This window comes from Bacillus sp. EB600, from assembly GCF_024494385.1.
GTDB lineage: Bacteria > Bacillota > Bacilli > Bacillales > Cytobacillaceae > JAEVLT01.
The window spans coordinates 20,039-35,559 of the sequence record NZ_JAEVLT010000028.1 but is presented as its reverse complement, the minus strand read 5'-3'; the positions used below and the strand labels follow the sequence as shown (position 1 = coordinate 35,559).

Sequence of the window (15,521 nt, the reverse complement as noted above, 5' to 3'; positions counted from 1 at the left end):
TTTAGCACCACCTGCCTTGTTCTATTTATTTGCCGTTTAAAAGGTTTCCTGCAATTACCATTCGTTGAATTTCGTTTGTTCCCTCATAAATTTGTGTAATCTTGGCATCACGCATAAAACGTTCTACTGGATAATCCTTTGTATAACCGTAGCCACCAAATATTTGAACAGCTTCTGTTGTAACCTTCATCGCCGTATCACTTGCTAACAGCTTCGACATTGCCGACTCTTTTCCGTAGGGCAAACCGTTGGATTCCAGCCACGCAGCCTGATAGGTTAATAGACGTGAAGATTCAACTGCCGTTGCCATATCTGCCAGTTTAAAAGAAATACCCTGATTAGCGGCGATTGACTTGCCGAATTGCTGTCGTTCTTTTGCATATCCTACAGCTGCGTCTAAAGCACCCTGAGCAATTCCGAGCGCCTGGGCTGCAATTCCATTACGTCCCCCGTCCAAGGTCATCATTGCTACTTTAAACCCTTTCCCTTCTTCACCGAGCACATTTTCCTTCGGTACAAGGCAATCTTCAAAGATAATTTCCGCTGTCGGCGAAGACCTGATCCCCATTTTCTTTTCTTTTTTTCCTATATAGAAGCCGGGAAAATCTTTTTCGATAATAAAAGCGGTTATCCCATTCTTTTCAGATGAGGGATCTGTTACCGCGAAAACAATATAGATATCCGCAATCCCTGCATTCGTAATAAAAATTTTGGAGCCGTTCAAAATATACTCATTACCTGCTTTGCGGGCAGTTGTTTTCATGCCGCCGGCATCGGAACCGGAGCCTGGCTCAGTTAAACCGTAGGCGCCGATTTTTTCTCCTTGTGCCATCGGTTTTAAGTATTTTTGTTTTTGTTCTTCTGTTCCAAATTTAAAGACAGGCCATCCTGCTAAAGAGGTGTGTGCAGAGAGTGTAACACCAGTTGAAGCGCATACACGGGACAGTTCTTCTACCGCTATACAGTAAGAAACATAGTCACTGCCGATGCCACCATATTTTTCAGGCCATGGAATACCTGTTAAACCGAGCTCGGCCATCTTTCGGAAAATCTCCCGGTCAAAGCGTTCTTCTTCATCACGTTCTTCCGCTGTAGGTGCTACTTCTTTCTTTGCAAAATCCCGCACCATCTTTCGGATCATTTCATACTCTTCTGATAATTGAAAGTGCATCATAGCATCCTCCATTTGTAAAAGGTCCGTTTCCTTTCCTTATTCAAAAGTGATTATTTGGTTTTATTAAAAGCTAGAGAATTTTTCCTATAGATTACTAACCGGTTCTCCTTGACAAAGGCGGATAACAGGGTTTAGTGAAAAACTACGATTTCCTTTCGAGGTCTTAATAGATTCAAAACTGATTACCCCATCAACTTCTATTTTCTCCCCTATATTAAAATCGGAAAAACCGTCACATATTATTGGGATAAACTTAATCATCTCACCATTAACTTTTATCATTTTTTCTAATTCAACAAATAAAATACTGGTAATATTCTGTCTGTAGTCATCTATATATGTTCTTTTGTTATAGATTTCTCCACTTATTTTCATGTGTTTCCTCCAATTTAACCGGGACCATCTTACTTAATCGGATTTTTGAAACATGTTTTTCTTGGGCTTCTGCTGATTCACATGATCTAAAATATATCTTTGTCCGTTCCATTCAATCACAGTAGGAACTCCATTTTTAGTTTTTTTTACTTTAGGCAGAATTTCAGATTCTAACAAACTCATTTTTACTCCTTATTTACAAATACTTATGGTTATACCATTACATCAATCTTAAAACCCTTATCTTATATATATTTTGATATTAATCTCTCTACTTCGAGTACCTTAAACGTCTATTAGGAAATATATCTTGCCAATTTAAAAGCAAAATTTCGATTTTTCCTAGTAACTATAAATAAATTTAATCAAATTTTTATCTTTGTTGTAGAAATATTACTGATTATCAGAAAATATTAGATACTTTTATTTATTTTTCTTTACCTAAAGCTATTTATTTCTATTTAGTCTACTTAAATTCTATTGAAATGAGGATCTCTTTTATCATAAAAGGCCCTAAGCCCCTCCTGATAGTCTTCTGTTTGCATAAGGAATGTTTGAATCATATTTTCTTGATTCAGGACAATATCCCAATTTAAATTTACGGTATGATTGAACATTTGTTTAACATATTTGTTGCTTAACTGGGGGCCCTTTAATATGATCTGAGAGAATTCAATTGCTTCTTGAAGAACATCTTCTTCCGATATTCGATTGATAATCCCCCAATTTTTTGCTTCTTCCGCCGAAATTACTTTCCCGGACAAAATCCATTCTTTGGCAATAGCCACAGGTACTCGTTCCGAAAGTAATTTCATTAAACCTAGATCAGGAATGACCCCCACATGTACAAAATTCAAACCAAACTTTGCGGAGCTGTCAGCTACAATAAAATCCGATGCAAGTGCTAAACTAAAACCTGCCCCTGCTGCAAATCCATGGACAGCGGAAACAACATATTTATCAAGGCTAAGGATTGTCTTAGTCAAACCAGAGGCTTTTTGCATATAATCAAGTTTGTCATTTGATTCGGATAAATTCTTCATTGTCTCCAAATCTCCGCCCGCGCAAAATGCTTTTCCTTCAGCCGATACAATAATTACTTTCACTTTTTTATTTTTATCTAATTTTTCCAATTCCAGAGTAAATGCTTCGATTAACTCAAACGATAATGAATTTAGTTTTTCTGGACGATTTAACGTAATAATTCCAATCCCATCTTCAATATTCACTTCTATGGGTTTAGACATTATGTTCACCTGCTTTCATAATCATAAAATCCCTTGCCTGTCTTCCTGCCTAAATGTCCTGCACGTACAAGCTTCTTCAGCAATGGACATGGGCGGTATTTGCTGTCATATGTCTCCGTATATAATGTTTCGGTTACAAAGAGCAAAGTGTCCAAACCAATAAGATCCGCTAATGCAAGGGGTCCGATCGGGTGGTTTGCCCCAAGCTTCATACCCTCGTCAATATCCTCAGCACTGGCAGTTCCCTCCGCGAGAACAAAGATGGCTTCATTAAGCATTGGCACCAAAATTCGATTGACCGCAAACAATGGTGCATCATTTACCTGAATTCCTGTTTTTCCAAAGGATTCTGTTAAGTTCTTTACAATTTCAAAGCACTCATTTGAAGTTTCCTGACCCTTAATAATTTCGATCAACTTCATTACAGGAACCGGATTAAAGAAATGCATGCCTATAACCTTATTGGGTCTGTTTGTTACGGAAGCAATCTCGGTAATACTTAAACCAGAGGTATTAGTAGCAAAGATTGTGGAGTCTTTGCAAATGACATCAAGTTCCTTAAATAGAGCCTTTTTAGGTTCCAACTTTTCAATAATTGCTTCGATGACTACGTCCGCATCAGCCAAGTCCTGCAAATTTACGGTACCACTGATTCTATCTAAAATTTGTTGTGCCCTTCCTTGCTCCATTTTCCCTTTTTCTACAGCCCGGTTTATGTTTTTTTGAATTGAAGCTAATCCTTTTTCTACAAATCCTTTTTCTACATCACGCATAATCACGTAGTAACCTGCTTCTGCGGCCACCTGCGCAATTCTATTCCCCATGGTTCCTGCTCCCACCACTCCAATTGTTTTCATAATTAATTCTTCATCTCCTTATAAAGCTTTTATTTTAACTTTGTTTTATTAAATAATCTGGTTTGGATTACTGTCCTTCGAATTTCGGAGATCTTTTTTCCAAAAATGCTGCAGCCCCTTCATTTTTATCTTTTGTTTCACAAAGTTGTCCAAACAGATCCGCTTCAAATTGAATGCCTTCTTGTAAGCTCATATTGAGCCCCGTATCTATTGCCCGTTTAGCTCTTTCTAAAGCCAATGGAGCATTTCTTGCTATCTTTCGTGCAAATACTATTGAGCTATTCAAAGCTTCCCCTGCGGGAACTATTCTTTCTACAAGGCCAATTCGATAGGCTTCCTCTGCCGAGATCTGTTCACCGGAAAGAATAAGTTCCTTTGCTTTTCCTGAACCGATCAGTCTTGCCAGTCTTTGAGTGCCCCCATACCCAGGGATGATCCCGAGTCCTACCTCTGGAAGCCCAAACTTTGCATTCATAGCAGCAAAACGGATATCACAGGCCAAGGCCAGTTCACAACCTGCTCCAAGTGCAAATCCATTGACAGCACAAATTACAGGAATATTTAAGCGGCTGATTTTTTCAAAAACAGACTGTCCAAATAAGGCCAGTGCTTTCCCGGAGGACTCATCCAGATCTGTAAATTGTTTAATATCTGCTCCAGCCACAAAAGCCTTCTCCCCTGCTCCAGTAATAACAGCAGCCCGGACTTTTTCTAACTCTTCCACATGATGAAGGATCTGGTTAAGCTGAGCCATAACTTCTGAATTTACAGCATTTACCGGCGGATTATCAATGATTATGACGGCCACATCACCGTCTAACTCCAAACTTACCAAACTATTTTTTACAGTTTTTTCCCCTTCATACATATCTACAACTCCCCTTCGTGTAAACAATTCATATCCCAATTAGATTGGATTTGTCCTTAACACTGCCATTCCAGTACGCAGCTTTGAATTACAATGTTCCATTTTATATCTCTTATAAACGGTTCTTGAATTGTCTTTCCTTTTCTTAATCAACTGAAAAGGCCTGTATTAGAAAATTCCTCGATTTTTTCTTGCGAGTATCCGTGACTTTTCATGACTTCTTCCGTGTTAGCATCTGATATAGAAATCCCTGTATGACGGTACTCTGGGGAAGATTCTGAAAACTTAATCGGATTTGCAATCTGTTTCACCTTTCTCCCATTCGGTCCAGGAACCTCAACGACCATACTTCGTTCTTTCACAAGAGGCCCCTCTAATACTTCAGAAAGCGTAAGTACCGGCTCAACACAGGCATCCGCAGCATTGAATAATGTCATCCACTCATTTAATGATTTCGTCTTTATAATCTCCCGAATCTCTTCCTTAATTTTAGCCCCGTCCTTTGGAGCTACTCCTTCAGCAGCAAGATCTGGTTTGCCAATTGTTTGGCAAAAAGCTTTATAAAATTGCGGCTCAACCCCGCCAAAACTTAGATATCTTCCATCCAGAGTCTCATAGTAATCGTACAGTGATCCTCCATTAACAAGGTTTTCTTCCATTCCTATGTCTTTTCCATCAACTAAATAGGCAGCCCCCTGCATGAACGAATTGAATGCAACCATCCCGTCAGTCATTGAAACATCGATATGCTGACCTTTTCCAGTCCGCTCCCGATAAATGACTGCTGAAAGAATACCGATAATTGCATTGTTAGAACCTGAAGCAATATCTGCAATTTGCACTCCCATAAGTGGCGGGCCTGATGCTTTCTTCCCCGAGTAAGATGCGACACCAGACATTGCTATGTAGTTAATATCATGTCCTGCACGATCCCTCATCGGACCTGTTTGTCCATATCCAGTTAACGAGCAATATATCAACCTCGGATTTACTTTTTTCAGACTTTCGTAGTCAAGATTTAGTTTTGCCATCACTCCTGGACGGAATTGTTCAATAATAATATCGTACTCACTCAGAAGTTGATGAATCACTTTGATTGCACGAGAATCCTTCAAATTTAGGGTCATGAGTTTTTTGTTCCTGCTCAACTGTGCCGATACGGCTGACAACTCTGTCCCAGGCAGGAAAGGCGGTAAAAAATCCACCACATCAGGCCGGGATCCAGATTTAATCCTGAGAACATCAGCTCCCATATCTGCTAAGCACATGGTGGCGTAAGGCCCCGGAACCAATGTACTGAAATCTAGTATTTTTAAACCTTCAAGCGCTCCAGCCATTTTTTTCCCCTTTCTGCGTATAGAATTCTATCTCTATCGGGGCTTTACTTTCCTGCCCCCTGCACAACAGCCATTATCTGATGTTATTAAAATAATGCCTGGCTTTAACGGCAATCTCTTCGGGTGCTTTAAATGACAGTGTTTCTTGATGCAAGGCCTGGAAGAAATTGATATCACTTGTATTGAGAAATCCCAGTGTATGCCGTGGGATTAGACGGGCATGGATCGGCTGATTTGCTTCTGGATCCATTGATAGATTTATAGATAAATTAAAACTTTCCAATCCTTGTTCCGATAATGTAGAAAAGATAGCAGTTAATCCTTTCGCAAAATTTAACCAGTCTTGTTCGATAAGATCATTGACAGAATGCCGTTGAGAAAAAATAGCCATGAAATCATTCTGACCTTTTGGAGAGAAGGCATGCATCCAAGCAATGTTTCCAACTTCACCGATCCATCTTTCACCTAGGTTCTTTTCTTTCTCTAATAAGGAAGTAAAATAAACTTTACCCATTTCCCTTTCAAATGCGTCTGTCTTTTCAATTGTTCGGAATTGGTAGTTTGTCGGCGATTCTGAAACCATCACTTGTATATGCGGATGGAGAATACTTCCTCCTGATAATGGCAGGTAGTTCCAATTTATAGAAGCATATTTTGCCTTTGAATCAGTAGGCACTATTTTTTGGATATATATTTGAGCTGCCATGAATGCATCTCTCAGCATACTCGTGGTAAATTCCTCTAGACGGACATAATGCTGATCAGAAATGATAACAACTCCATTATGTTTGCTGTACGGGAAAAGATTTGGTACAACAACTGCTATTCCTTGTTGAATCCTTCCTTCTCCAGTGATTTCTTCGAGAAAAATTGGAGTCATTTTTACTAAATTTTCACTACAGAACGGACAATTAGTCCCGCCTGTTTGGACAGCTACCTCTGTATAATCAGGAGGGATTATTTTTAACCCTGGATCATAAATTAAGCGTGACGATTCTCCTGTAAGCGGATCAAAGCGAATTTCCGTTTTTCTTTCTATTAAATTTCCTTGGCTATCCTTAAAAGTAAACCACTCTTCTACTTTCCTAAATTCTATTGTCACGCCTCATACCTCTCTTACTTAGCAGGCAGCTGTGCTGCACCATCAAGCATAATGGTCGTTCCGTTTAGATAAGGGTTCTCTACGATATGCCTTACTGTTGACGCATACTCCGCCGTTTTACCCAGACGTTTTGGGAAAGGAATATGCTTCGTAACCTCCTGTTTAAAAGACTCAGGCATGCCACTGGACATTTGCGTATCAAACAAACCTGGTGCAATTGAAACGATCCGCATCCCATAATCCCCAATCTCACGGGCAATGGGAAGAGTCATGCCGACTACTCCAGCTTTGGATGCACTGTACGCCGCCTGTCCTAATTGACCGCCAAAAGCCGCAGCAGAGGATGTATTGACAATGACCCCTCTTTCCCCATTATCATCTGGTTCGTTCTTCATCATTTCTCGTACAGCATAGCGAACTACGTTCATCGTGCCGATTAGATTGACCTGGATGACTTTATTGAACATTTCCATTGGGAAAAGACCTTTCTTTGAGTAAACCTTAGAAGCATAAATAAGACCTGCACAGTTGACTGCCACGTGTATGGATCCAAAGGTTTTAACAACATCATCCACAGATTCCCATACAGAGCTCTCATTAGACACGTCCGTTTTACAGAATAGAGCAGAGCCGCCAAGCTCTCTTGCTAAGTTCTCCCCCCTGTCCTCATTTAGGTCCAGGATTCCGACCTTAGCACCAGATTCCACAAACAGCCTCGAACACGCTTCACCAAGTCCCGAGGCACCTCCTGTGATGATAAACACCCGATTTTCTATTTTCATTTCTTGTTTCCCCCTCAATACCCCTTAAATTCCGGTTGGCGTTTCTCTGTGAAAGCTTTCAATCCCTCAGCAAGATCATATGAACGAACGTGCTGTCGAAGATTCAGTATCTCGTGACGAAGCGCCGCTTCCTGAGTTTGATCAAGCGAGGCGTTTGCCACTTCTTTCATGCGCCGCAGCACCAATGGACTTTTAGACGCTAGCATCTCAACATACTGTTCTACTTCCCTGGCAAGTTCCTCATCCGGCACAACCTTATGGACCAGACCAAACCTTTCCATCTCAGCAGCTGAAAGGAATTCCCCGCTAAACAAAAGGTGTTTTGCCCGGTTAAGACCAATCTTCTTTGGAAGAACGGCTGCACCGCCCGCACCTGGAAATACACCAAAATTGGAGTGGGCATCGCCAATCTTTGCACTTTCAGCTGCAAAGACGATATCACAGGACATCACGAGTTCAAGTCCCCCTGCCAGTGCCAGCCCGTTCACTGCTGCAATTACCGGCTTCGGCATTTTCCGAATCATATGGCAAACTTCCCCAAACAAATCGAGGAAATCTCTCGTACCCGGTTCAGCATTGTTAAGGGAAGAAAGCACATTTTTGAGGTCTGCTCCAGCGCAAAAGGCTTCACCTTTTCCAGTAAAAACGATTGCCCTGATCCTGTCGTCTGCTTGACATTCATTCAGGACGCTGTCCAATTCCGTCAGCATTTGTGACGATATCGAATTCATCTTTTTCGGCATGTTTAAAAAAATCCATGCACCGGCGCACCGGCGTTCAAATTGGATTGTTTGAAATTCCACAGGCCTCACCTTTCTTTATAAAGTCCTTGTTTTCATTCATTATTTAATTTTTAACTGAATATTCTGAACAATACATGTCGAGCAATCCTTAGATGGACCCCGCGCTGAATCTAAATTCTCTTCCTCTTCAACTTTTTTCCTGAGACCTGTTGCAAAGTCATTGGCAAAAATCGCTGCCCCTAAAGCACCGACGATTTGCGGATCATCCGGAATAAAAATCGAAACACCTAATGATTTTTCTAACGCCGTAACCAAACCGATGTTTTTGGCTCCACCTCCTGTCATCATCACAGGTGTCTGCATTCCGACACGGCCGACCAAGCCTTTCATACGTGCTGAAATGGCTCGATGCATGCCGGAAAGAATATCTTCGGTTGTATTTCCGTCAGCAACTAAAGAAATCACTTCCGATTCCGCAAATGTTGTGCACATACTGCTAATTTTAATATCGGCATCCGACTTTAGTGACAATTCGCCAATTTCAGATAATTCGACATCCAATGCTCTTGCTAATACTTCTAAAAATTGTCCGGTTCCGGCGGCACATTTGTCATTCATAGCAAAATTTTTAACATTCCCGACAGGGTCCACGGCGATCACTTTACTATCCTGGCCGCCAATATCAATCACCGTTTTTACTTCAGGAGATAAATAGTTCGCTCCTCTTGCATGGCAGCTAATTTCCGTTAAATTTTTCCCGGCAATGGCTAACCGCTTCCGCCCATATCCGGTACTGACAGTAAAAGATATATCTTCAAGCTCAAGTCCTGCTTTTTCCAATGCTTCTTCAATCGCCAATTTCACTGCTTTATCACTTACAAATCCCAACTGCTTCACACTGTGTGAAACGATTCGTTTCTCTCCATCCAGAATCACGGCTTTCCCTGTTAATGAACCGCTATCAACACCCATTGTATAAAACGGTGTTCCTTCTCCTTTAGCTGTCATTACACTCACTCCTTTTTCATCATCTTCATTCGTACAAGATGATTCCAATTTCACGATTGAAGAATTCCCCGGGAATGGGTAACATTCCCGGATTCGCCCTTTTCGAAAAAACCTTATCCTCTGCTTTTCCTTGCCTCAAGGCTTTCAATTAATGCTTCGATACGGGTATTGACAAGTTCTTCTTTATAGAAGGATTCATCTACCATGTCCCCTTCAAATGAAGTTGACTGGATGCCCATTTTCTTATTCAAGTTTTCTGCCAATAGGAAATGTGATCTTGAAAAAGAGCGACATGTTCTAGCTCCATGGAAGACAATTCCATCGATCGAATAATCTTCAGATAGTTTCATCATTCGCTCTTCAGTAATTGGGTAACCAAGATTTAGTTGGCATTCAAGATGATTGATGGCAATTCCGCGGAGCGGATTTTCAGGATCGATGGAATCAGGCTCATGCCAGAAGGCCATATGTGTATAACGACCTGCGACAACTGTGGCATCATAGCTTGCAAACTTATTAGCCATCCAACCGAGCTTGTTCCAGTTCATAATTCCCTCCCAGAAAATTCGGTATTTTTCATTTGGAACAGCGCTAATGCCATTATCAAGTCTTTCCTGAACTTCATCCTTAACCGCTTGCATCGCTTCTACGGTTCCCGGCCATGCAGTCAAATAATTAACTGGAGCAATTTGAATCGTCCAATCAAAGAAACTAGCAGGGGCTGGTTTCGCTTGGCATAACTCCATTGCCTCCATACGAAGTTTACCAACTTGCTTTGTCACACCCATTAACTCTCTGAATTTATCCCAGTTATAAGGCTTGCCGCTAACGACCTCTAGGAACTTAATCAAATCTTCAAACTGTCTGACAACATATTTCACATTTTCCTCAAATTCTTCGCCCTTCATATAGGTAGAGCCGTTACGTCCCATATGGTATGGAATGACGACGTTAAACCAAGGAATCTTTTTACCAAAGACTCGTTCGATGGCCCAGTCCCACTGAGGACCGGTAGAACATCCAGGATAGCAGGTGACAATTGCATCGGGTGCTGGGATTTCGGTAGCAATTGGTCCAGGTGTTAGATCATCTGGAACCCCTAGTTCAGCAAACATGGCACATCCCATCTGCGTTCTTGCATAGGAGCATAATTCGCGATTGAAGCCACGATTTTCAGCAAATATTTGGGGTTCTTTTTCCTCATGCCTCGCCGCAACACGTGCCCCGTATCCTTCTCCATGGATCCATGCCATATCTTGGGCCGCCATGAAAGGTCCAATCGGCAGACCTGTCGTATAAACGACCTTTTTCCCAGATTTCTTTGCATTAATCAAATCTTCCCAATACTCATTAACCAGTTTATTCACTAACTTTCCAGATTTTAATCGATTTGCTTTTTTTGCTTCCTGTACTGCCATTTATCCCCATCCCTTTCATTCTTTTTTTAAATTAAACAGCCATTTCAACAAAGGCTTCAAGTCTAGTCTTAATCGTTTCAATGGAATCGAGTTCATGTGAGATTTCTAGCAACAGATGGGGGATTCCCTCTGCTTGCATCGCATCTTTAATATCTGGATAAAAGAACATATGGGGCTCACAAAATTGTGTCATCAGGATAACAAGCTGATCGGCCTTATTCTTTCTCACAGAATCGACAAGGTACTGTGGCCAATCAGTTTTTGGGTCACATCTAGTTGGACAAGGGACACTTGTGTTCTTATCCAGATAATTCAGGGCAATCGCATCTAATGGCTCCCTTTCTTCGGCAATATTGTTGCTTGTATATCTTAAACCGTGGAATAGGTCATCACCGACAACAACGGCTCCTGATTCTTCAATTAGAGATAAGACTTCGCTTTTCGGCGCTCCACATAAGCTGCCAGAAATAAAGACACGTACGGCATCGCTTCCTCTAGAATCCTTTTGCTTTGCAAGCTTTGGTACGAGCGTTTCAAGAATTGCGTTATGTTCCTCTTTCGGCATGACCATACTTGATTTAATAATGGATAACATTTCACTTGCTGTTAATAAACCAGGATTTTCGGATTTTAGTGCATATATTTCGCGAATAAGGCTGCGGTTTTTGTTATAAATCCGAATGCTTTTGGAAATTGACTCATCACTGATTTCGTTTCCTGTAAAGCGTTGAATATCACGCTTTAATTCTTTTAAGCCCGTAACGATATCTCCATGTGTCCAAGGCTGATTACCAACCGGCAGGCGGAAAAACATGTTATTTGCGTTTGGAAGAAGATTCCCTAATACCTCTGTTCCGCCAACAACCTGAATACAATAATCACCTCCCACGAATCCGTCGAGGAATTCCAAATCCCCTTTTGCCGCTTGGTCAACGATGCTTCGTGTTGGTCCACAAAAGTAAGAAGGATAATACGCGTGACCCGAAGTAATTGGTTCTTCTTTTACCTGGAGGACAATCGGGAGGGCTCCGGCTGCATGAATCAACTCTTCAGGAAAATGCATAATGTAACAGCCAACTACTTTTGATCCTGTTTCCATTTTCCACTCTTTTGCTCTCTCATAAGGATTTGCTGCAATACTTGCCAATTGACTTAAGATTTCATCCGCTGATAAATTTGAATACATTGTAATGAACCTCCTTAATTTGATAAATTGCTAGATTTTTATGACTGTTAAATGATAAAACTAGGAATCAAGCTGGCTTCTTTATTAGCCTGAAAATGAAAGCCCGCCATTAATGCTTAATGTTTGACCAGTAATCCGATCCGATTCAGGGGAAGCGAAGAACAAAGCTGCTTCGGCAACATCTTCCGCGTTTGGAAGACCCAATCTTGCTCGATCAACCGCTTTTTTAAAAACATGACTAGCATCACTGGCCATTACCTCATCAAAAGCTGGTGTTTCCTCAATAACGGTTAGGCAGAGGGTATTCACCCGAATTTGCCAGCGTGAAAACTCACTGGCAAGTGCCTTGTTCATAAGGACTAATCCAGCTGCAGAAGATCCTATTAATGATTCCCTTGGTGTAGCAACTCTGCCTGCATCACTTGTAATAATGATAATTTTCCCGTAATTTTGTTCTCTCATATGGTCAAGTGCTGCGCGGATGGTGTATAGCCGTGTAAATTGTTGAGTGTTTAAACATCCCACATAATCGTTTGGGTCTAGTTCATGAAAGAATTTTGCATATTTAACTGTCGTCCCTCCGTTTGATATTAAAATATCAAGTTTTCCCATTTCAGTGACAGCACGGTCTGTCATTTCTTTGACAGAATCATAGACCCAAAGGTCACACTCTAGAAAAAGGGCTCGCCTGCCCATTTTCCTGATTTCAGAGACGATTTGCTCACCGGCCTCGTGGTTCCTGCCAGCAATCACAACATCTGCTCCACTCTTGGCTAATTTTAAAGCGGTCGCCTTACCAATGCCATTGGTTCCCCCTGTAACGAGAGCGACCTTCCCATCCAAATTTGTTATCATAGTCTTCTCCTTTTTGCATTTAAATGTAATCTTTAGTCTTTATTTTAGATAGCAACCGTTTTTCTAATGAAAGTTTACAAACTTATTACGTTTGTAGAACGCGGCCAATTGCCATGATTTCTGCTTCTTTTGTGCCTTCATAAAGTTCAAGGATTTTCGCGTCGCGGTACCATTTTTGGACACTATACTCATCCATATACCCATATCCACCATGTATTTCAATCGCAGCATTCGCACAAAATACGGCTGTTTGCCCACCTAAATATTTAGCCATCGCTGATAGCGTATAATCTGGTTTCCCTGAATCAATCAGCCATGCAGCTTTATAGACAAGATTTCTTAGGGCTTCAATCTTGATCGCCATTTCCGTTAGTTTGGTCATGGTTGCCTGATAGTTACCGATTGGTTGCCCAAAGGCATGTCGTTCTTTCGAATATTTGACAGAGGCATCAAGACATGCCTGAGATAAGCCAAGTGACTGACCAGCAACCATGATTCGCGTAATATCAAAAAAGTGCATGAGCTGTGGGAACCCTTTTCCGTCCGTGCCAAGAAGATTTGATTGAGGCACACGGACATTTTCAAAAGAAATTTGTGCTGTATCACTTGCCCGGATTCCCATTTTTCCATGTAGTTTGCTTCTTGTGATTCCTTCGGTATTTGTCTCTACGATGATTTGCGAGAATCGCTTATGTCTTTTTTCGTCAGGTTGGGTAATCGCCTGAACCACCATAAAATCACTAACGGTTCCATTGGTGATAAAGATTTTACTTCCATTTATAACAAAATCATCCCCATCACTAACTGCCCTTGTTTGATAACCAGCAGCATCCGTACCGGCATTTGGCTCTGTGAAGGCACCGGATGAAACCCATTCCCCTGAGCAAACTTTCGGAAGATACTTTTGTTTTTGCTCCTCTGTTCCGTAAAGATAAATGGATTCACATCCAAAGCTTGCCGTAATAATATTCGTTCCAATTCCCATATCTACCCGCGACAGCTGTTCCGTAATAATGGCCTGCCCTAATATCCCCATGCCAGCGCCGCCATACTGTTCGGGGATCCATGCTCCGACTAGGCCCAGTTCCGCCGCTTTTTTACGAATTTCCGGTGTATATTTTTCTTCTTTATCACATTCAAATGAAAAAGGAGCGATTTCGTTCTCTGCAAATTTAAATGTCATATCCTTTAACATCATCATTTCATCCGATAAATTAAAATCCATGCTGCCACTACCTTTCTACTAATCTCGTGTTTATACATTTCCGAGAATATGGATACACATCGCTGCTTCTTCGACACCAATGCTTCCGCCACCATTTTCAGCAAGACCAATTTTCGCATCAATTACTTGTCGTTTCCCTGCTTCTCCTCTTAGCTGGGTTACGATTTCATAAATTTGTGCCAGCCCTGATGCACCAATTGGATGTCCTCGGCTTTCAAGGCCTCCACTTGTATTGATTGGTTTTTCTCCTCCTAATGTCGTAGCACCTGATTCCGCATACTTTCCACCTTCCCCTGGAGGGCAAAAACCCATGGCTTCACATTGATGTAATTCCCCATATGCAGTGGCATCATGCAATTCAGCTAAATCGATATCATCTGGACCAAGAGCTGACATTTCATAGGCCGCTTTTGCAAGTCTTTCTCCAATGTCCTCTCCATCGAGGTCGCGATTGCTTCCCTGTCCATGAATGGATGCGAGAATCTTTACTGCTCGATTGCTTCCTAATTTCTTAAGAAAAGCCTCCGAGCAAACAACGACAGCTGCCGCTCCGTCTCCAACCGGTGCACACATACTGCGAGTTAACGGGTAGGTTACCGGGCTATCGGCTAACACCTGCTCGACGCTCATTTCGGTCTGATATTGAGCTTTAGGATTAAGAGAAGAATGATAATGATTTTTTGCTGCAATGGTCGCGAGCTGCTTTTGAGTTGTTCCGTATCTACTCATATGCCAACGCGTCATCATCGCGTAAACATCCATAAAAACACTTCTGCCAGAACCTGGTTTCGATTCTTCAGCCGGGAGCGTCACCTGCAAGTTTTTTCCGTAATCCAGTAGGGTTTGAATCTGTTGTTCGTAATTCTCCACGTCCATACAGCTAGAATAGGCGGATAATGATTTCGCTTTATCTGGATTGGTTAGTTTTTCAGAACCAATAGCAATCGCCACATCATACATTCCTGCTCTTATTCCGGTATAAGCCAAGTGAAGGGCAGTGGATGCACCCGCACAAGCATTTTCCACATTCGTAACCGGGATACGATCAATCCCCATCCCTCTAAAGACTACTTGCCCACGAATCGAATGCTGATTATCGAACATCCCCCAAAACGTATTAGAAAAAAAGCCAGCTTCAAGGTCTTCTTTGTTAATCGCTGCATCTTCTAGAGCCTGATGAATTACATCTTCAGCCATGGTACGTACCGTTTCTTCGGGATACTTTCCAAACTTATTCATTCCAATTCCGATGATATAAACATCTTGCATGAGTACAACCTCCCAAATCCTTTAGTTTTTCTTAATTATGTAGTTTCATTGTTTAAGATTCGTTCTTGAAGGTTT

The 15,521-nt window shown here is 41.5% G+C and carries 16 protein-coding genes; all 16 read right to left on the bottom strand.

The genetic code is table 11. From position 1 onward, the window contains the following. Positions 1 to 25: 25 nt before the first annotated feature. Complete coding sequence (locus tag JN080_RS21270; protein ID WP_256238009.1) at positions 26 to 1,171, bottom strand: acyl-CoA dehydrogenase; 1,146 nt, start codon at positions 1,169 to 1,171, stop codon at positions 26 to 28. A gap of 87 nt (positions 1,172 to 1,258) precedes the next feature. Beyond that, a complete protein-coding gene (locus tag JN080_RS21265; protein WP_256237980.1) occupies positions 1,259 to 1,549 on the bottom strand; it encodes a hypothetical protein in 291 nt (96 codons plus the stop codon). 33 nt (positions 1,550 to 1,582) lie between these two features. Next, positions 1,583 to 1,732, bottom strand: coding sequence for a hypothetical protein (locus JN080_RS21260; RefSeq protein ID WP_256237979.1), 150 nt, complete (start codon positions 1,730 to 1,732; stop codon positions 1,583 to 1,585). A 287-nt stretch (positions 1,733 to 2,019) separates the two neighbouring features. Further along, on the bottom strand, positions 2,020 to 2,796 hold the full coding sequence (locus tag JN080_RS21255; protein WP_256237978.1) for an enoyl-CoA hydratase/isomerase family protein: 777 nt from the start codon (positions 2,794 to 2,796) through the stop codon (positions 2,020 to 2,022). A gap of 5 nt (positions 2,797 to 2,801) precedes the next feature. Further along, positions 2,802 to 3,653 carry a 3-hydroxybutyryl-CoA dehydrogenase gene (locus JN080_RS21250; RefSeq protein ID WP_256237977.1) on the bottom strand — a complete coding sequence of 284 codons (852 nt, stop codon included), beginning with the start codon at positions 3,651 to 3,653 and terminating at the stop codon, positions 2,802 to 2,804. Between the two features lie 67 nt (positions 3,654 to 3,720). Further along, positions 3,721 to 4,521, bottom strand: coding sequence for an enoyl-CoA hydratase/isomerase family protein (locus tag JN080_RS21245; protein WP_256237976.1), 801 nt, complete (start codon positions 4,519 to 4,521; stop codon positions 3,721 to 3,723). A 149-nt stretch (positions 4,522 to 4,670) separates the two neighbouring features. After that, a complete protein-coding gene (locus tag JN080_RS21240) occupies positions 4,671 to 5,858 on the bottom strand; it encodes a CaiB/BaiF CoA transferase family protein (protein ID WP_256237975.1) in 1,188 nt (395 codons plus the stop codon). 73 nt (positions 5,859 to 5,931) lie between these two features. Beyond that, entirely contained in the window at positions 5,932 to 6,960 is a 1,029-nt protein-coding gene (locus JN080_RS21235; protein ID WP_256237974.1) for a hypothetical protein, read from the bottom strand. A gap of 14 nt (positions 6,961 to 6,974) precedes the next feature. Beyond that, positions 6,975 to 7,742, bottom strand: a complete 768-nt coding sequence (locus tag JN080_RS21230) for an SDR family NAD(P)-dependent oxidoreductase (RefSeq protein WP_256237973.1) — start codon at positions 7,740 to 7,742, stop codon at positions 6,975 to 6,977. 14 nt (positions 7,743 to 7,756) lie between these two features. Then, complete coding sequence (locus tag JN080_RS21225; protein ID WP_256237972.1) at positions 7,757 to 8,545, bottom strand: enoyl-CoA hydratase/isomerase family protein; 789 nt, start codon at positions 8,543 to 8,545, stop codon at positions 7,757 to 7,759. Between the two features lie 39 nt (positions 8,546 to 8,584). After that, complete coding sequence (locus JN080_RS21220; RefSeq protein WP_256237971.1) at positions 8,585 to 9,493, bottom strand: acyl-CoA dehydratase activase; 909 nt, start codon at positions 9,491 to 9,493, stop codon at positions 8,585 to 8,587. A 113-nt stretch (positions 9,494 to 9,606) separates the two neighbouring features. Continuing rightward, the gene (locus tag JN080_RS21215) at positions 9,607 to 10,911 is read right to left on the bottom strand and encodes a 2-hydroxyacyl-CoA dehydratase subunit D (protein ID WP_256237970.1); all 1,305 of its coding nucleotides are present in this window, start codon (positions 10,909 to 10,911) and stop codon (positions 9,607 to 9,609) included. Between the two features lie 31 nt (positions 10,912 to 10,942). Next, complete coding sequence (locus JN080_RS21210) at positions 10,943 to 12,097, bottom strand: 2-hydroxyacyl-CoA dehydratase subunit D (protein WP_256237969.1); 1,155 nt, start codon at positions 12,095 to 12,097, stop codon at positions 10,943 to 10,945. 84 nt (positions 12,098 to 12,181) lie between these two features. Continuing rightward, positions 12,182 to 12,952, bottom strand: a complete 771-nt coding sequence (locus JN080_RS21205) for an SDR family NAD(P)-dependent oxidoreductase (protein ID WP_256237968.1) — start codon at positions 12,950 to 12,952, stop codon at positions 12,182 to 12,184. Between the two features lie 85 nt (positions 12,953 to 13,037). Beyond that, positions 13,038 to 14,177, bottom strand: a complete 1,140-nt coding sequence (locus JN080_RS21200; protein WP_256237967.1) for an acyl-CoA dehydrogenase family protein — start codon at positions 14,175 to 14,177, stop codon at positions 13,038 to 13,040. Positions 14,178 to 14,207: 30 nt separating this feature from the next. Next, the gene (locus JN080_RS21195) at positions 14,208 to 15,446 is read right to left on the bottom strand and encodes a thiolase family protein (protein ID WP_256237966.1); all 1,239 of its coding nucleotides are present in this window, start codon (positions 15,444 to 15,446) and stop codon (positions 14,208 to 14,210) included. Positions 15,447 to 15,521 lie beyond the last annotated feature (75 nt).